Here is a 16,508-nt window from a genome sequence, read left to right as displayed (position 1 = left end):
AAGTATACGGGGCGCGCGCCGCTTCAGGCGCCCTGCAGCACGGGAGGGTCGGTGACGATCGACTTGAGTTCGGCGACCGGCGCGGCGAGGCGCGACAAGTCCGGCAGCGGACGGCTCAGCGCCGGGTCGTCGCGCAGCGCGGCTTCGAGCGCCTGCGCGACGTCGAGCACGCGCGCGTCGCCGCGGAACGGGCCGACGAGCTGGAGGCCGAACGGCATGCCGGCGTGATCGACGCCGCACGGCAGCGAAAGCGCCGGGTTCGTCAGCAGCGTGACGACGTAGGTGAGCCCGAGCCAGCGGTAGTAGTTGTCGAGCGGACGGCCGTTGACCTCGGCCAGGTGCCACTGCGACCACGGGAACGGCGAGATCGACGAGGTCGGCGAGACGATCAGGTCGTACTCGTCGAACTTCGCCTGGAAGCGGCGGAACAGCTTCGTCTGCTCGGCATGGGCCCAGACGGCGTCGACGAGCGACATCTTCTGCCCCATCTCGTAGTTGGCGCGCGTGTTCGGGCCGAGCAGCGACGGGTCGCGCTCGTAGGTCTCGCGCATGCTCGCGAGGAAGTTCTGTGCGCGGATCACGTCGAAGCAGCGGTCGGCCTCGCCCATGTCGAGCTCGACCGGCTCGCAAAGCGCGACGTAGGGCGCGAGCGCGGCCATCTTCGCGCGGAAGGTCGCGCGCGTCGCGTCGTCGACCGCGCAGACGCCGAAGTCCTCGGTAAAGCCGATGCGCAGCGTGCGCACGTCGACGGGCTGCGCGTCGGCGAAGGCCGGCGCGTCCACCGCGTAACCGAGCGGATCGCTCGGGTGCAGGCCCGCCTGGGCCGCCAGTTGCAGCCGCGTGTCGGCCACGTCGCGCCCCATCGGGCCGCTCACCGAGATCGGCGTCCAGCCGAGCTGCTTGCGATCGCCCGGCACGAGGCCCGGCGACGGCCGGAACCCGACCACGCCGCACAGCGCGGCCGGAATGCGCAGCGAACCGCCCGTGTCGGAGCCCGTGCAGACGGGCAGCATGTCGGTGGCGAGCGCGACGGCCGAGCCGCCCGAGGAGCCGCCCGCGTTCAGGAGCGGATTGAACGGATTGCCCGTCGCGCCCCAGACCGCGTTGCGCGTGTTCGCGCCCGCGCCCATCTCGGGCGTGTTGGTCTTGGCCGTCACGATGGCGCCCGCGGCGCGCAGTCTCGCCACCATGGCGTTGTCGCGCGCCGGCACGTTGTCGCGAAAGAGCGCCGAGCCGTAGGTGGTCAGAAGACCCGCGGTTTCCTCGAGATCCTTCACGCCGAGCGGCAGGCCGTGCAGCAGGCCGAGCGGCTCGCCGCGCACGACGGCGGCTTCCGCGCGGCGCGCCTCGTCGCGCGCGCGCTCGAAGCAGGTGCCCGCGATCGCGTTGACGGCGGGATTGATCGCCTCGATCCGCGCGATGCAGGCGTCGAGCAGTTCGACGGGAGACAGCTCGCGCCGCCCGATCAGTTGCCGGGCCGTCACGGCCGAAAGCGAAACCAGCGATGTGTCCATACGTGTTCCCTGAAAGCTGAAAAATGCTCAAACGGCGGCCGCGGCCGTCTCGGACACCGGCGGCGCCCACTGGACGACGCAGGCGACGATCGCGTTGCGCGTGTTCTCGAGGTGGATGCGGGTCTGCTCGGCGACGACGTCGGCGTTGCCCGCGCGATAGGCGTCGAGCAGCTCGGCGTGCTCGTGGTTGTTGCTCTCCATGAGGTCCTGCTGGATGTGCATCGACAGCGACACGTAGGGACGCGCGACGTTCGAGAGGCCTTCGACGAGCTCGAACAGACGCGTCTTCGCCTGGCTGGCCATCAGATGGCTATGGAACTCCACGTTGAGCTGGGCCCAGCGCTCCGACGAAGGCGTCGCGCTCATGGTCTCGTGGCAGGCGCCGGCCGCGTCGAGATCGGCGGGGCTCGCCTGCCGGCAGGCCCGCTGCGCGAGCAGCGGCTCGAGCACCATGCGCAGCTCGTAGATTTCGCTGACGTCCTCGGCCGTCAGCCCGCGCGTGACGACGCCGCGGTTCGGGTCGATCGACACGAGCCCCTCCGCGCGCAGATCGCGGAACGCCTCGCGCACGGGCGTCGTGCTCACGTTCAGACGCTTCGCGACCTCCTCCTGGCGCAGCCGCGTATTGGCCGGATACGTCCCGCCCAGAATCTCGGCTCTCAGCGTGCCGAGGACATACTCCTGAATCGTTCGAAACGGTTTGCTCATTTGTCTCCTCTCCTCGCCTCTCTCCGCGCCGGCCGGCCAGCGCCCGATCGTGCCCGACGGGGCGCGACCGCCCGCCGCCCGGCCGGCGCGGTTGCCCTCGCCATCAGACGGGCACGGTCCGCCCGACCTCGCCGTTCGTCACCTGCGCGAGGGGCCATTGCGGACGCAACGCGCCCTCCACCCAGGCCGCGACCTGCAGCGTGTGCCGATCCTCGCCGAACGCCCCCACGACCTGGAAGCCGAACGGCAGGTGGTTCTCCGAGCGGCCGGACGGCACCGTCACGGCGGGGCTGCCCGTCAGGCTCCACGGCGCGCAGAACGTCGCGTCGCCGGTGTCGTCGATGCCGGCCGGCGGCTCGCCAGGCGCGGACGGCGTCACGAACGCGTCGCAACCGGCGAGCAGCGCCTTCGATTCGCCGCGCAAGCGCGCCTGCAAGGCGAGCGCGGCCTCGTACTGCGCCGCGGGCACGGCCGCGCCCGCTTCGATCAGCGTGTGCATGTGGGCGCTGACGAGTTCGGGATGCCGCTGCGCGAGCGGACCGATCGCGCGCAACGCTTCGACGCGCGCGATGATCTGCACCGCATCGACCATCTCCTGCATGTCGGCGCCGAATTCGAGTTCGACGAGCGTCGCGCCGGCCGCGCGCAGGCGTTCGAGCGACGCGTCGAAGTTCGCTTTCTGCGCCGGCTGCACGCGCGCCCAGAACGGCGTGCGCAGCACGCCGAGCCGACCCGGTTGCCAGGCCGGAAACGCGGCGGCCCAGGCGTCGGTGCTCGCCAGCGCCTCGGGCCGGCCCTCGACGAAGAGCGCATGGGCGAGCGCCGCGCCCTCCACCGTCTGCGCGAAAAACCCGACGTGGTCGAGCGAGGCCGAAAGCGGATGCACGCCGTCGCGCGGCACGCGGCCGAAGCTCGGCTTGTAGCCGACCACGCCGCAGTACGCGGCCGGCCGGATCACCGAGCCGACCGTCTGCGTGCCGATCGCGAGCGGCACGATGCCGGCGGCGACGGCGGCGGCCGAGCCGCTCGACGAGCCGCCCGGCGTGTATTGTTTATTCCACGGATTGACGGTCGGGCCCGGCTCGCGCCAGGCGAATTCGGTCGTCACCGTCTTGCCGAACACCGTGCCGCCGGACTGGCGGATCAGCTCGACGATGCGCGCGTCGGCCGAGGGCCGATGGTCGCGATAGATCGGCGAGCCGTAAGCCGTCGGCATGTCGCGCGTGTCGATCAGGTCCTTCACGCCGACGGGCAGGCCGGCAAGCGGTCCGCCGGCCGCCGCGCCGACGTCGTAGGACGACGGCCGCCAGGTGAACGCATGCAGCCAGGGCTCCAGCTCGTCGGCGCGGGCCGTCGCGGCGGCGAGCCGCGCGCGCGCGGCCTCGACGTCGCCCCGGTCCGCCACGAGGCCGGCCAGCAGGGAGGGTCTTTCGTTACTCGTCATGAAATGGTTCGGTTGCTGTGTCGGTCGATAACGCGCCATGCGCGGCGCCAGTCGCTTGCCGCGGCGCCCGGCTGTCCGGCGCGCCGCGGCCGGTCCGCGCTTTACGGGTGCGAGACCGCCGCCGCGAACGAGTTGTCCACGGCGCTCGCGTAGGTCACGCTGCCCGGCTTGATGTTGCCGATGTCCTGCTGCAGGTCCAGCGCGTTGCTGTAGGCCTGCTGCGAGATGCCCGGCGTCGTCGCGTAGATCTTCTGGTCGATCATGCGCTGCACGGCGTTGTTCACCACCGTCGCGTTCAGCGACGGGAACTCGGCGCGCGCGACGGCCTTGGCCGTGTCGGGCGACTGCTGGATCAGCGCCTCGGCCTCGCCCATCGACTTCACGAAGGCCGCGACCATCTGCGGTTTCGTCTTGATCGTCGAGGCGAGCGTGTCGATGGTCGAGAACGCATAGCCGCCCGGATAGGCACGCGGGAACGCGTAGACGATGTGATAGCCCTGCGAGATGCCGGTGTCGGCCTGGGGCTCGTAGACGCACGCAGCGTCGGCGCGGCCGGCGTCGACGGGCGCGAGTTCCGTGCCGATCTGCACGGTGCTGACCTTCACGTTGGCGAGCTTTTCGTCCTTGACGAGCCGTTGCAGCAGATAGGTGCTCGTCGTCGGCGGCAGCGCCGTGGACACGCTCTTGCCCACGAGGTCGGACGCCTTCTTGAGCGACGAACCCGGCGGCGCGATGACCCAGACCGGCACGCCGGCCACCACTTCGGCCACGTTGACGACCGTCGCGCCCTTGAGGTCGGCGAGCGCGGCCGTCATCGGGTCCTGCAGCGAGAAGTCCGCGTGGCCGCCGATCACGGCCGCCACGCCGGCCGCGCCGCTGTTGGCCGTCATCTTCTGCACGGCGAGGCCGTTCTTCGCGAAGAGGCCCTTGTCGATGGCGACGTAGAGCGGCAGATACTGGATCGACTGGAAGGCCTGATAGACGACGACGGGCTGGGGCGCCGCCACCGCTGCATGAACCCCGGAGGCCGCGACTGCCGCCGCGACGCACGTGCGAACGAACTTCACCGTTTTGTTTTCCATGAAATGACCCTTGCTTCCGTGAATTGAACGATCCAGCTCAGAATGGTTGCCATGAGCGTGAGCACGATGATGCCGAGCCACACCGTGTTCAGGTCGAAGAGCGACCCGGCGACGAACACTTCATGCCCAAGCCCCGCCTGCGAGGCGATGTACTCGCCGACCACCGCGCCGATCATCGCGAAGCCGATGTTCACGCGCAGCGTCGAGAAAATCCACGGCATCGCGCCCGGCACGATGAGCTTGGTAAAGATGAGCGCGGGCTTCGCCTTGAACGAGCGGAACAGGTTCAGCAGGTCCTTGTCCACCTCGCGCGCCGCGGCGCACGCCGAGATCATCGCGACCGCGAACGTCGAGATGGCCGCGAGCCACACCTTCGAGGCCATGTCCGCGCCGAACCAGATGACGATGAGCGGCCCGAGCGCGATCTTCGGAATGCTGTTCAGGATGATCGAAAGCCCCTCGGCCACGCCGGAGACGAGCGGCACGAACCAGAGCACGAGGCCGAGCCCGATGCCGAGGCCGCTGCCGATCACGAGGCCGAGCACCGTCTCGTAGAGCGTCATGAGCGTGTCGGAGACGAGCGTGCCCTGCGGCGAGAACCCGAGCACCGCGGCCCGGTAGATGCCTTCGGGCGAGCCGAGCAGGCGGCCGTTGATCCAGCCGAGGCCGACCGCCGCCTGCCAGAGCGCGACGAGCACGACCACGATCGCGCTCACGGCGAGCGTCGTGCCCAGTTGCCGCGAACGGTTCGAGGGCGCGCGCTTGCGCGCCGCCGTTGTGTTTGTCGATATCGCCACGTCGCTCATGCCGATGCTCCCGCGTGCTGGATGTTATGGCCGCGCAGTCCGTTCCAGATGCGCGAGTGGAAGGTGCGGAATTCTGGCGCCTCGCGCGCCGACACCGCCGTGCGGGGACCCGTCGTCGAGAGGCAAACCTCGATGTCGTCCTCGATGCGCGCGGGCCGGCCGCCGAGCAGAATGACGCGGTCGCTCATCGCGATGGCTTCCTCGATGTCGTGCGTAACGAGAATCACGCTCGTGCCGCTCTGCTCGCGCAGCGCCATGACGTCGTCCTCGAGCGTCAGGCGCGTCTCGTAGTCGAGCGCCGAGAACGGTTCGTCGAGCAGCACGAGCGTCGGGTCGACGAGCAGGGTTCGCGTGAGCGCCACGCGCTGGCGCATGCCGCCCGAGAGCGAATGCGGGTAGGCGCCGGCCACCGAGTCGAGGCCGTAGCGCGCCAGCATCCTGCGCGCGCGCTCGAGGTCCTCGCGCGTCACCTTGCGATAAAGCTCGATGCCGAGCACCGCGTTTTGCAGCACGGTGCGCCACGGCATCAGCAGGTCCTTCTGCAGCATGTAGGCGATGCGCCCCTCGCTGCCGTCGGCGCGCCGGCCCACCGCCACGCGCCCGGCCTGCGGCGTGAGCAGCCCCGAGATAAGATTGAACAGCGTGCTCTTGCCGGCCCCGCTGCGCCCGACGATCGAGATGATCTCGCCGCTGCCGACGCCGAAATCGAGCTTGTCGAAAATCGGCACGCTGACGCCGTCGGCCGTCACGAACGCGTGGCTGAGCTCGGAGACCAGCAGACGGTCGGCGGGCTTCGACGCGCGCGCGCCGGCCCCGGTCGCCGAAGAAAGAGGGGGTGAACTCATGGGCATCCTCACAAGAACGCAATGTCGTCGAACGACGCGCCCGCACGGGCCCCGGCCGCTGTCCGCGCGCGTCTTCGTCCATGCCGGACGCTGCGTATCGGGCAGCGCCATCGTGGACTGTGCATAACGCATAATGCACAATCCAAAAAAACGGGTAACCTGGTCAAAAAAAAAGATGAGGTCAGCGGCGAGTTCCAAAGCGGACCCGTCGTGGCTGTCTCTTATCGCTGCATGGACAGCGGACTGTAAGCCGGCGTTGCGGATGCGGATGCCGCACAACGGAAAGAGCCGGAGTACAAGGCTCCGGCTCCGATAGCATGCCGCGTCGCGCCAGATGCGCGGACAGTCGCCGCAAGCAAAGTAATGCCTCGCATTGGCGGGCAGGTATTGAACTGCGGCTGATTGTGCTGTAACCCGCAGTCTGCTTCTTGCAGCGAACCGGGCGCACATTGCGCTCTTTCTTCTCCGCTGCCGTATCTGCTGAACAGAACAAAAGCCAGGACATGACGCCCTGGCTTTTTGCGTTTACGGAAGCGGTGTAGCGGGCGTTGTTACCCGCGGAGGATTTCACGTCCCGTCACTGTTCCGCTTCACGTTATGGCTGTCGGGAATCCATATCTCTGCGTCCATCAGCCCGGCAATCGCGAATGACGGATGATTGCCCGTCCGGTCGTTCGACTGCATGCTACGCTGCGAACTTAGCAGAAAATACGAATAACAAATCGGATACAAATATTTGCCCCCGCCAGGCCGGTTGCGTTTTACTTGCGAACTGCTCGTGTTTGCGACCGATTAATGCGAGCCATATTCCGGAGACCATCCATAATGATTCGAAAGAACACGCTTCGATTGCTGCTTGCCGCCTCGCTGGTAGCGACTGGATCTGCTCACGCACAGACTTCCGGTACGCTGCAGAAAATCGCGAATAGCGACACCATCGTCCTCGGCGTTCGCCCGGCGGTTGTGCCGTTCTCGTATTACGACGATCAGCAGAAGAGCATCGGCTATTCGCAGGACATCGCACTCGCGATCGTGGGCGCGGTCAAACAGAAGTTGAATCGGCCGAACCTTACCGTCAGGACGATCGCGATTACGCCGCAGAACCGTATTCCGTTGTTGGTGAACGGGACGATCGACATCGAATGCAGTACGACGACGAACGATGCGGAACGGCAGAAACAGGCCGCTTTTTCCAATACGATCTTCATTATCGGCACACGCCTGCTGACGAAGAAAAACTCGGGCATCAAGGACTTCGCCGACCTCAAGGGGCGCACGGTCGTGACCAACGCGGGCTCGACGTCCGAGCAGATCCTGCACCGGCTCGATACCGACCAGCACCTGGGCGCGGTCATCACGACGCAGAAGGACGTGGCGGAGTCGTTCCTTGCGCTCTCGACGGGGCGGGCCGACGCGTTCATGCTCGACGACGCGATGCTGGCCGGCGAACGCGCGAAGGCGCCCGATCCCGACGATTACGTGATCGTCGGCAAGCCTCAATCGAAAGAGGCTTACGGGTGCATGTTCCGCAAGGACGATCCCGACTTCAAAAAGGTGGTTGACGATGCGGTCGCCCGTTTGCAGACCTCGGGCCAGGCCGATGTGCTTTACAGAAAGTGGTTCGATAGCCCGATTCCGCCGGGCGGCATCAATCTGCATTTGCCGGAGAGCGACGATCTCAAGGCGTTGTTCAAGGCGCCCAACGACAAACCTCTGAGCTGATTCGCGTGGCCGGCCGCGCGTAGCGATGCGCTGCGGCCCGCGCCTGTCATCGTGTCGTGGAGCAGATATGGGTTATCGCTGGGACTGGGCGATCTTTCTCCAGCCTGTCGGTACCGGAGAACCGTCCACGTACCTCGGGTGGATCGTTTCGGGGCTGGAAGCGACTGTCGGCATTTCGCTTGCGGGATGGATCATTGCGCTGGCGGTCGGGGTATCGATGGGTATCGTCCGGACCTTGCCGGGCAAAGCGCTGTACTGGTACTCGGCCAGCTATGTTGCGCTGTTCCGCAATATTCCGTTGATCGTCCAGTTTTTCCTTTGGTTCTGGGTCGTTCCCGAATTGCTGCCCGGCCAGCTCGGCAGCGCCATCAAGCATCTACCGCCGACTGAAGCCGGCGTGCTGGCGTCGGTGGTCTGCCTCGGGTTGTTCACGTCGGCGCGGGTGTGCGAGCAGGTGCGCTCGGGCCTGCAGGCGCTACCGGCCGGGCAGCGGGCGGCGGGACTGTCCCTCGGGCTGGACCTGTTTCAGACCTACCGGTACGTGTTGCTGCCCGTCGCGGCACGCAACCTCGTGCCGCCGCTGACGTCCGAATTTCTGAACATCATCAAGAACTCGTCGGTCGCCTCGACGATCGGCGTGCTCGAACTTTCCGCGCAGGCGCAGCGCATGGTCGACTACACGTCCCAGGCGTACGAGTCGTTTATTGCGATCATTGCCGGCTATGCCCTGATGACCGGCCTCGTCATGATCGTCGCGCGGCGCATCGAGAAGTCCGTCCGGCTGGCTACCTCATCGGGCGGTCGATGATGCCGTACAGCTTTCACTGGTCCGTCATCCTGAAGGATTTGCCCGAGCTGGCCCGCGGCCTGCACCTGACGTTTGAAATAACGGCGGTTGCGCTGGTCGCGGGGTTTTGCGTCGGCGTGCTCCTGGCCCTGTTCCGGCTGTCGCGTTCGCGGCTGCTGTCGGCGTTCGCGCAGGCCTATGTGACGGCCTTTCGCGCGGTACCGATGCCGGTGGTGCTGCTCGTATTCTTTCTCGTCGTGCCGCAGTTGCTGTCGGCATTGCTGCATCTGCCGTCGAACATCGATATACGTCGCGTCTCCGCATTGATCGCGTTCTCGCTATTCGAGGCGGCTTACTACGCGGAGATCATTCGCGCGGGCGTCAACAGCGTTCCGGCCGGACAGGTCAATGCAGCGCTGGCGCTCGGCATGACGCCTTTCCAGTGTACGCAACTGATCGTCCTTCCCCTGGCGCTGCGGGCCATCGTGCCGTTGCTGCTGACGCAGGCCATCATCCTGTTCCAGGACACGTCGCTGGTCTACGTGATCGGACTTGGCGATTTCTTCACTATCGCGTCGAACATTGGCGCGCGGGATGGCACGACGGTCGAACTGATCGTATTCGCCGGCGCATGCTATTTCTGTGTCTGCACGGCCCTGTCCGCCGTGGTGCGGCAATTGCAAGCGAGGTTCGGAGTCGTACCGGGGAAAGGGTTTCTTTGACTCGCTGCCGGTGCGCCCGCGTTTACAGGTGAGCTTGCACATCTGTCGTAGGCGCGAAACGGCATTCGTCCGGCTGCAGGATGCCAGAAGGCCGTAAAGTCGCGCTGGTACGCGCGACTGGTACCTATAATGTTTAGGTTGACGAACTATTCGGCTTCGGGCGGCACGGTCCCGAGCCGGTGAAATTCGGCGGCGTCCGGTTGCCGGCGGTCGACGCGCGTAACGGGAGTCAGACAGATCGTACGTACGCACGGCCGGCCTGCGCCGCCGTCGTCTTGCCCTGGATGATGCCCAGCACCAGCGCGCCCTTGCGCCTGGCTGTCCATCGCCTGATGGTCTTCTTCCATCTTCACGCTCATCGTCACGTTCCTTCAATTCTCTCCCGTCGACCCGCTACGCGTGCGTTCGATCCGGCGTATCGTCCTCCACTTCGCCGCCCCACACCGGAAACGGATCGGGTAGCGCGAGCCACGCGCGCGGTCCCCGCGCCATCTCCGCATCGCTCAGCAGACAGGCATCGAGCCGGCGCCGCAAACCGGCTTCGTCCATGTCGATGCCGATCAGGACGAGCTCCTGACGCGCATCGCCGACGTGCTCGTCCCAACGTTCGTCGATGGCCTCGAGTGCCTCCGGGTCCCGCGGCCAGCGCTCCCGCGGCACGGCCGCCCACCAGAGCCCGGCCGCGCCGTGCCGGCACACGCCGCCAGCCTGCGACCACGACCCGGCGTAAGTGGGCCGGCTCGCCAGCCAGAAGAAGCCCTTCGAACGCACGACGCCCGGCCATTCCTCGCCGACGAGCTGCCAGAAGCGTTCGGGATGCAGCGGCCGCCGCGCGCGCCAGACGAAGCTGGCGATGCCGTACTCCTCCGTTTCCGGCGTGTGCTCGCCGCGCAATTCCCTGAGCCAGCCCGGCGCTCTCGCGGCCACCTCGAAGTCGAACAGCTTCGTGTCGAGCACCCGGTCGAGCCCGATGCGGCCGAACTCGGCCACCTCGATCCGCGCCCGCGGATTGAGGCTGCGCAGCATGCCCATCAACCGCTCGCGGCCGTCCGCGTCGATCAAATCGACCTTGTTCAGCACGATCACGTCGCAGAACTCCACCTGCTCGACGAGCAGGTCGACCACGGTGCGCTGGTCCGCCTCGCCGAGCGATTCGCCGCGCGAGCGCAGGCTGTCCGCGCTGCCATAGTCCTTCAGGAAGTTGAACGCGTCGACGACCGTCACCATCGTGTCGAGCCGCGCGACGTCCGCCAGGCTGCGCCCCTGGTCGTCCGCGAAGGTAAACGTCTCGGCCACGGGCAGCGGCTCGGAAATACCGGTCGATTCGATGACGAGCTGATCGAAACGGCGCTCGCGCGCGAGGCGATTCACTTCGAGCAGCAAGTCTTCGCGCAGCGTGCAGCAGATGCAGCCGTTGCTCATCTCGACGAGCTTCTCGTCGGTGCGCGAGAGCTGCGCACCGCCGTCGCGCACGAGGGCCGCGTCGATGTTCACCTCGCTCATGTCGTTGACGATGACCGCCACGCGACGCCCCTCGCGATTGTTGAGGATGTGGTTGAGCAGCGTCGTCTTGCCGGCTCCGAGAAAGCCGGACAGAACGGTAACGGGCAATCGTGCATCCATGAGGCGGGCTCCTTGTCGTTGGTCCGCTGAAGTTGATCCGCTGAAGTCGGTCCGTAAAAAAACGGAACGGACATTAATGCAATGTTATATCATTTCAACAAGACGCGAGACAGATGTACTGGCGACAAGCCCGCAAGGCCCTGATTGACCGGACGCGTCGCGCGCAGCACGGGGTACCCGGTTCGCAACGGACGAGCCGGGGCGGCAAATCAACGACATCCACCACCTTCAGAACATGAAACCTCGCATACGCAGGGCGCAGGTCGGCCTTTTCGTGCTCGCCGCGCTGGCCGGCGGTCAGGTCCGGGCGGCCGACGCACAGACGACGCTGAGCGGCACCGTCACCGACGCGGCGGGCAAACCCGTCGCCCACGCGGTCGTTCACGTCACGACCGCCGCCGGCACCGACGCCGGCCAGGCCTCCACGAACGCGACCGGCCATTTCGCGCTCGAAGCCGTGCCGCCCGGCACGTATGCGCTCGTCGTCTCGGCGCAGGGCTACGCCACCGCCACGCAGATGGCCAGCGTGAGCGCCGGCCATCCGGCGAGCGTGACGCTCGCGCTGAAGCAGGACGGCACGCTCGACGTGGAGGTCGACGCGAAACGGCTCGACGAAGCGCGCAACGGCTTGCTGCCCGAAACCGGCAGCAGCATCTACCGCATCACGCAGGCGGACATCCAGACCATGCCGCAAGGCGAGAACACGCCGCTCAACCAGGTCCTGCTGCAGGCGCCCGGCGTGGCCGACGACTCGTACGGCCAGCTACACGTGCGCGGCGACCACGCCGACCTGCAGTACCGCCTCAACGGCATTCTGATTCCCGAGCCGATCAGCGGCTTCGGGCAGTCGCTCGACACGCACATCATCGACCAGGTCAACCTGCTGACGGGCGCGCTGCCCGCCGAATACGGCTATCGCACGGCCGGCATCATCGACATCACCACGAAGTCGGGCGACCTCGGCGACGGCGGCGCGATTGACGTCTACGGCGGCAGCCACCAGACCCTCCAGACGAGCGCAGACGTCTACGGCAGCAAGGGCGACCTCACCTATTTTTTCAGCGGCTCGCTCGGCGAAAACAACCTCGGCATCGAGGCGCCGACGTCCGACCCCGATCCGCTGCACGACCACACGCGCCAGGGCAACGGCTTCGGCTACATGTCGTACCTCATCAATCCGCTCACGCGCGTGAGCCTGATGGTGGGCACGGCGGCCAACCAGTTCCAGCTACCCGACACGCCTGGCCTCACGCCCCAGTACACGCTGGCCGGCGTGCCGAACTTCAATTCGGCCGACCTGAACGAAACGCAGTCCGAACTGAACAACTTCGCCGTGGTCGCGCTGCAGGGCACGAACGGGGCGGCGCTCGACTACCAGGTGGCGTTCTTCACGCGCTACACGCGCACGCAGTTCAACCCCGACCCGACCGGCGACCTGATCTTCAACGGCGTGGCGTCGAACGACTTTCACAGCGACACGGACGACGGCCTGCAGGCCGACACCACCTGGCGCCTGAACGACCATCACACGATTCGCGCCGGCGTGCTGCTGCAGCAGGACCACGCGGACTTCAACGACGCGGTCTCGGTCTTTCCGGTCGACGCGGCAGGCAACCAGACCTCCGACGTGCCGACGACGATCGACGACGCGAGCAGCAAGACCGGCTACCTCTACAGCGTCTACGTCCAGGACGAGTGGAAGATCAACGGGCGCCTCACGCTGAACTACGGCCTGCGCTACGACGGCATGAACGAGTACGTGCAGGCGAGCCAGCTAGACCCGCGCATCGGCGCGGTCTTCAAGCTCACGCCGACCACGACGCTGCACGCGGGCTACGCGCGCTACTTCACGCCGCCCTCGATGGAGCTCGTGGCAAGCACCACCATCGGCCGCTACGTCGGCACGACCAACCAGAGCCAGGTCACCCAGAACGACCCCGTCGAACCCGAGCGCGACGACTACTACGACGTCGGCATCACGCAGCGGTTCGGCTCCGACCTGACCGTGGGGCTCGACGCCTACTACAAGAAGGCGCACGACCTGCTCGACCTCGGCCAGTTCGGCACCGCGCTCATCTACACGCCGTTCAACTACGCGTACGGCCGCGTCTACGGCGTCGAACTCACGACCAACTACAGGCACGGCAACGTCTCCGCCTACCTGAACGTCGCGTTCAGCCGCTCCCAGGGCAAGGACGTCGATTCCGCGCAGTTCAACTTCGATTCGGCCGAGCTCGCCTTCATCGCCAACCACTGGGTATTCCTCGACCACGACCAGCGCGTCACGGCCTCGCTCGGCGGCGCCTATACCTGGGGCCGAACCACCTTCACGATGGACGGCACGATAGGCAGCGGCCTGCGCGAGGGCTTCGCCAACACCGGCAAGCTGCCGCTCTACACCCAGTTCAACCTCTCCGTGATCCAGCATCTGAACGCGCCGCTGATCGGCAAGGTCGATGCGCGCGTCGTGCTCGTCAACGCGTTCGGCGACGTCTACGAGCTGCGCGACGGCTCGGGCATCGGCGTGTACGCGCCGCAGTACGGCCCATATCGCGCGGTCTACGCGGGCATCACGAAATTCTTCTGAGTCGCGAACATCGAGGCACCCCATGCAGGATTGGCCCGACTTCATCGAGCGTTTCATCGGCACGGCACGCATCGCGGGATGGATCGTCTACCCGCTGAGCCTCATCGCGCTCGCCGCGCTCGTCATCATTCTGGAGCGCGCCTACGTGTTCTGGCGCTTCGCGCCGGTGCCCGGCGTGCAGGCCGGCCTCGACGGAACGCTGAACGCCACGCTCGCGGCGCTGCCCGAGCGCCACGCGCTGCGCCGGCTCATGACGCCGCTCGCGCGCGAGGCGGACAAACCCGTCTGGTGGATCGAGGAACGCGCCGGCACGCTGGCGCTCGAAGTGCAGCGCGACATGTCGCGCGGCCTGTGGGTGCTCGAAACCGTCGTGACGGCCGCGCCGCTCGTCGGCCTGCTCGGCACGATCGTCGGCATGATGCGCGCGTTCCGGCTGCTCGGCGACAACGGGCTCGTCAATCCGGCCGGCGTGACGGGCGGCGTGGCGCAGGCGCTCGTCGCGACGGCCATCGGCCTCGTCGTCGCGCTCGTCGCGCTTTTTGCCTTCAACTATTTTTCGCGGCGCATCGACCGGCTCGTCGAAGAAATGGAGGCGTTCGCCGGCACGTGGCTGGCCGGCGTGCGGCTCGCGCGCGAAACGGCCGCCGCCTCGCCATGAAGCTCAAGCGCTCGCGAACCGCGCGGCGGGGACGCATCGAGATCATTCCGATGATCGACGTGATGTTCTTTCTGCTCGCGACCTTCATGCTCGCGTCGTTGTCGATGCAGCGCCTCGACGCGATGAAGCTCGACCTGCCCGCGGGCCGTGCCCAGCCGCTCGCGGGCGCCGTGCCGCTCACGCTGAGCGTGGCCCGCGACGGTCACGTCGAAATCGACCGGCAGCGCGTGCGGCCCGACCAGATCGCGGCGACGGTCAGGCGGCTCGTGCGCCCCGACGGCAACATCGTGATCGCCGCCGATTCGGCCGCGCCCGACGGGCTCGTCGTCGAGGCCATGCTGCGCGCGCGCGAAGGCGGCGCCGAACACTTCCTGATTGCGCTTCGACGTGACCCATAGAAGACGGACGCGCGCGGGACGCGTGCTCGACGTGTTCGATGCGCCCCGCCCGAGAATCGCGGCGGCACTCGTGCTGGCCGTCGTGCTCTGGTGGACGTTCGTCGCGGACTTCGCGCGCGGGCTGTCGGAATTCGACCGGCCCGTGGCGCCTTTGCCGGCGCTCGACGCGCGGCTCGTGCGACTGCCGCCGCCGAAAACGCCGGCCGCGGATGCACACGCGCCGGTTGCGATGTCACCGTCCGGCAGTATCGGTTCGACGGCGCGCCGCGTTGCGCCGGCTACGCCATCGAAAGTCTCGCGGACGGAAACCGCGCCGGCCCGCCCGCGACCGCCCAGGCCGGTCGTACTCGCCGCGCCGTCGCCCAGCCCCGCCGAACCCGGGCATACGCCGCCCGTCTCCACCGAAACGGAAGCGGCCACCCATGCGACGACGACCCGATCGACTGCCGACGCCACCGGTCGGCCGGCCGGCCCCGCAACCGGTACGCCAGGCCCCACGCCCGTCGCGACGCCCGGCGCACTCGCCGGCACACGCGCCGCACCGTCCGCCGGCGACGCATCCGGCAACGTCCCGGCCCGCGCCCTCCTCCAGCCGCTGCCCGCGCTGCCCGACGATCTGCGCGACGACGCGCTCCGCGCCGTGGCGCTCGCGCGCTTTTCGATCCATGCCGACGGCTCGGTCGACGTGACGCTGATCCATCCCACGCAAAGCCCCCGGCTGAACCAGTTGCTGCTCGATTCGCTGCGCCAATGGCGCTTCTTTCCGGCGATGAAAAACGGCCAGCCGGTCGAAAGCACGCAGGACATCCGGGTCCACGTCAACGTCGACTGAACGACGCTAACCGGTTCGCGACACGAGGAGCCTGAAGCCCGCGAGCCCGAACACGACGGCGAGGCAGCCCTCCAGCCCCCTGCGGACCCGGACGTAACCGCGACGAACGATGGGCATCGAAAACAGCATCGCGTAGCTGCCGAACACGAACAGGCCGATCGCGAGGCAACAGGCCATGACGACGCCCGTGCCCGGCTGCCCGCTGCGTGCGGGAGACGCGAGCGCCGCCACCGAAAGCCAGACGAGAATGGCCTTCGGATTCGTCAGATGCAGCATCGCGCCGGACAGATAAAGTTCGCGCGGCGCGCGCGGCCGCGGGCCGACCAACGTGACGGCCGGCTTCGCCGCCAGCGCCGAGCGGCCGGACTTGAACGCGAGCCAGAGCAGATAGAGGCCGCCGAACAGCTTGATCGCGACGATGAGCCGGGAGCAGGCCAACAGCGCGGCGGACCACCCCAGCATCGCGAGCAGGGCCCAGCACAGCGAACCGGACAGGACGCCGAGCGCGAACGCGAGCGCGGCTTTCCTGCCGTGCGCCGTCGCGGTCGACATGATGGCGAGATTGCTCGGCCCGGGGCTGGCCGTGCCGACGAAATAGGCCGAGCAGGCGAACAGCGCGTTCGTCGTGAGCCAGGTATGGGCGCTCATGAGCAGCCTCCCGATTTTGCGTTGCCGCCTGTCGTTGCGCGCAGGCGGTCAACGGATTGTCGGCGGCGCGCCCCGACGCACCCATGTACAGTTTGCCGGCGCCCGGACCGGACAGTCCCGGCGCGCGCGCCG

Annotated in this window: 15 protein-coding genes and 1 pseudogene; 7 read left to right on the top strand and 9 right to left on the bottom strand. The window is 67.4% G+C overall.

The genetic code is table 11. From position 1 onward, the window contains the following. Positions 1-23: 23 nt before the first annotated feature. The 6 genes from CY652_RS08385 to CY652_RS08360 form a co-directional block, all read right to left on the bottom strand. The gene (locus CY652_RS08385; protein ID WP_102130249.1) at positions 24-1,514 is read right to left on the bottom strand and encodes an amidase; all 1,491 of its coding nucleotides are present in this window, start codon (positions 1,512-1,514) and stop codon (positions 24-26) included. 27 nt (positions 1,515-1,541) lie between these two features. Next, on the bottom strand, positions 1,542-2,222 hold the full coding sequence (locus CY652_RS08380; RefSeq protein WP_102130248.1) for a GntR family transcriptional regulator: 681 nt from the start codon (positions 2,220-2,222) through the stop codon (positions 1,542-1,544). 103 nt (positions 2,223-2,325) lie between these two features. Further along, positions 2,326-3,666: an amidase gene (locus CY652_RS08375; RefSeq protein WP_102130247.1), complete on the bottom strand. Its 1,341-nt coding sequence runs from the start codon at positions 3,664-3,666 to the stop codon at positions 2,326-2,328. Positions 3,667-3,767: 101 nt separating this feature from the next. Beyond that, positions 3,768-4,748, bottom strand: coding sequence for an ABC transporter substrate-binding protein (locus CY652_RS08370; RefSeq protein WP_102130246.1), 981 nt, complete (start codon positions 4,746-4,748; stop codon positions 3,768-3,770). After that, on the bottom strand, positions 4,730-5,554 hold the full coding sequence (locus CY652_RS08365) for an ABC transporter permease (RefSeq protein ID WP_102130245.1): 825 nt from the start codon (positions 5,552-5,554) through the stop codon (positions 4,730-4,732). The genes CY652_RS08370 and CY652_RS08365 overlap by 19 nt, the downstream gene beginning before the upstream one ends. Further along, positions 5,551-6,399: an ABC transporter ATP-binding protein gene (locus CY652_RS08360; RefSeq protein ID WP_102130244.1), complete on the bottom strand. Its 849-nt coding sequence runs from the start codon at positions 6,397-6,399 to the stop codon at positions 5,551-5,553. The genes CY652_RS08365 and CY652_RS08360 overlap by 4 nt, the downstream gene beginning before the upstream one ends. Positions 6,400-7,224: 825 nt before the next feature. Between CY652_RS08360 and CY652_RS08355 the strand changes: the two genes are divergently transcribed. The 3 genes from CY652_RS08355 (at position 7,225) to CY652_RS08345 (ending at position 9,630) form a co-directional block, all read left to right on the top strand. Continuing rightward, positions 7,225-8,121, top strand: coding sequence for a glutamate/aspartate ABC transporter substrate-binding protein (locus tag CY652_RS08355; RefSeq protein WP_102130243.1), 897 nt, complete (start codon positions 7,225-7,227; stop codon positions 8,119-8,121). Positions 8,122-8,188: 67 nt separating this feature from the next. Continuing rightward, positions 8,189-8,929, top strand: a complete 741-nt coding sequence (locus CY652_RS08350) for an amino acid ABC transporter permease (RefSeq protein WP_102130242.1) — start codon at positions 8,189-8,191, stop codon at positions 8,927-8,929. After that, positions 8,929-9,630 (top strand): ABC transporter permease subunit, encoded by a 702-nt coding sequence (locus CY652_RS08345; protein ID WP_102130321.1) that lies wholly within the window; start codon positions 8,929-8,931, stop codon positions 9,628-9,630. Before CY652_RS08350 ends, CY652_RS08345 begins: the two co-directional genes overlap by 1 nt. 244 nt (positions 9,631-9,874) lie before the next feature. Here CY652_RS08345 and CY652_RS25035 read toward each other — a convergent pair. Both CY652_RS25035 and zigA read right to left on the bottom strand, forming a co-directional pair. After that, positions 9,875-9,989: pseudogene (locus CY652_RS25035) on the bottom strand (DUF1153 domain-containing protein); the annotation flags it as partial. A gap of 34 nt (positions 9,990-10,023) precedes the next feature. Continuing rightward, the gene (gene zigA / locus CY652_RS08335; protein WP_102130241.1) at positions 10,024-11,253 is read right to left on the bottom strand and encodes a zinc metallochaperone GTPase ZigA; all 1,230 of its coding nucleotides are present in this window, start codon (positions 11,251-11,253) and stop codon (positions 10,024-10,026) included. A 235-nt stretch (positions 11,254-11,488) separates the two neighbouring features. Here zigA and CY652_RS08330 point away from each other — a divergent pair, with 235 nt between their 5' ends. The 4 genes from CY652_RS08330 to CY652_RS24400 are packed head-to-tail and all read left to right on the top strand — an operon-like array spanning position 11,489 to position 15,728. Continuing rightward, positions 11,489-13,840 (top strand): TonB-dependent receptor, encoded by a 2,352-nt coding sequence (locus tag CY652_RS08330; protein WP_102130240.1) that lies wholly within the window; start codon positions 11,489-11,491, stop codon positions 13,838-13,840. A gap of 22 nt (positions 13,841-13,862) precedes the next feature. Further along, on the top strand, positions 13,863-14,498 hold the full coding sequence (locus CY652_RS08325) for a MotA/TolQ/ExbB proton channel family protein (protein WP_102130239.1): 636 nt from the start codon (positions 13,863-13,865) through the stop codon (positions 14,496-14,498). Beyond that, positions 14,495-14,896, top strand: coding sequence for an ExbD/TolR family protein (locus CY652_RS08320; protein ID WP_102130238.1), 402 nt, complete (start codon positions 14,495-14,497; stop codon positions 14,894-14,896). Before CY652_RS08325 ends, CY652_RS08320 begins: the two co-directional genes overlap by 4 nt. Beyond that, a complete protein-coding gene (locus CY652_RS24400) occupies positions 14,886-15,728 on the top strand; it encodes an energy transducer TonB (RefSeq protein WP_258002237.1) in 843 nt (280 codons plus the stop codon). Before CY652_RS08320 ends, CY652_RS24400 begins: the two co-directional genes overlap by 11 nt. Before the next feature lie 6 nt (positions 15,729-15,734). Here the strand turns inward: CY652_RS24400 and CY652_RS08310 are convergent, their stop codons facing one another. Beyond that, on the bottom strand, positions 15,735-16,376 hold the full coding sequence (locus CY652_RS08310; RefSeq protein WP_102130237.1) for a LysE family translocator: 642 nt from the start codon (positions 16,374-16,376) through the stop codon (positions 15,735-15,737). Positions 16,377-16,508 lie beyond the last annotated feature (132 nt).

It is taken from the genome of Burkholderia sp. WAC0059, from assembly GCF_002870125.1.
In the GTDB taxonomy this organism is placed as follows: Bacteria; Pseudomonadota; Gammaproteobacteria; order Burkholderiales; family Burkholderiaceae; genus Paraburkholderia.
The sequence above is the reverse complement of the archived record's forward strand: the minus strand, read 5'-3'. Positions and strand labels throughout refer to the sequence as shown.

Coding starts and splice junctions, on each gene's coding strand:
- CY652_RS08370 (WP_102130246.1), bottom strand. CDS start 4,748: ATGGAAAACAAAACGGTGAAGTTCGTTCGCACGTGCGTCGCGGCGGCA.
- CY652_RS08350 (WP_102130242.1), top strand. CDS start 8,189: ATGGGTTATCGCTGGGACTGGGCGATCTTTCTCCAGCCTGTCGGTACC.
- CY652_RS08375 (WP_102130247.1), bottom strand. CDS start 3,666: ATGACGAGTAACGAAAGACCCTCCCTGCTGGCCGGCCTCGTGGCGGAC.
- CY652_RS08330 (WP_102130240.1), top strand. CDS start 11,489: ATGAAACCTCGCATACGCAGGGCGCAGGTCGGCCTTTTCGTGCTCGCC.
- CY652_RS08355 (WP_102130243.1), top strand. CDS start 7,225: ATGATTCGAAAGAACACGCTTCGATTGCTGCTTGCCGCCTCGCTGGTA.
- CY652_RS08365 (WP_102130245.1), bottom strand. CDS start 5,554: ATGAGCGACGTGGCGATATCGACAAACACAACGGCGGCGCGCAAGCGC.
- CY652_RS08345 (WP_102130321.1), top strand. CDS start 8,929: ATGCCGTACAGCTTTCACTGGTCCGTCATCCTGAAGGATTTGCCCGAG.
- CY652_RS08360 (WP_102130244.1), bottom strand. CDS start 6,399: ATGAGTTCACCCCCTCTTTCTTCGGCGACCGGGGCCGGCGCGCGCGCG.
- CY652_RS08380 (WP_102130248.1), bottom strand. CDS start 2,222: ATGAGCAAACCGTTTCGAACGATTCAGGAGTATGTCCTCGGCACGCTG.
- CY652_RS08310 (WP_102130237.1), bottom strand. CDS start 16,376: ATGAGCGCCCATACCTGGCTCACGACGAACGCGCTGTTCGCCTGCTCG.
- CY652_RS08385 (WP_102130249.1), bottom strand. CDS start 1,514: ATGGACACATCGCTGGTTTCGCTTTCGGCCGTGACGGCCCGGCAACTG.
- CY652_RS08325 (WP_102130239.1), top strand. CDS start 13,863: ATGCAGGATTGGCCCGACTTCATCGAGCGTTTCATCGGCACGGCACGC.
- zigA (WP_102130241.1), bottom strand. CDS start 11,253: ATGGATGCACGATTGCCCGTTACCGTTCTGTCCGGCTTTCTCGGAGCC.
- CY652_RS08320 (WP_102130238.1), top strand. CDS start 14,495: ATGAAGCTCAAGCGCTCGCGAACCGCGCGGCGGGGACGCATCGAGATC.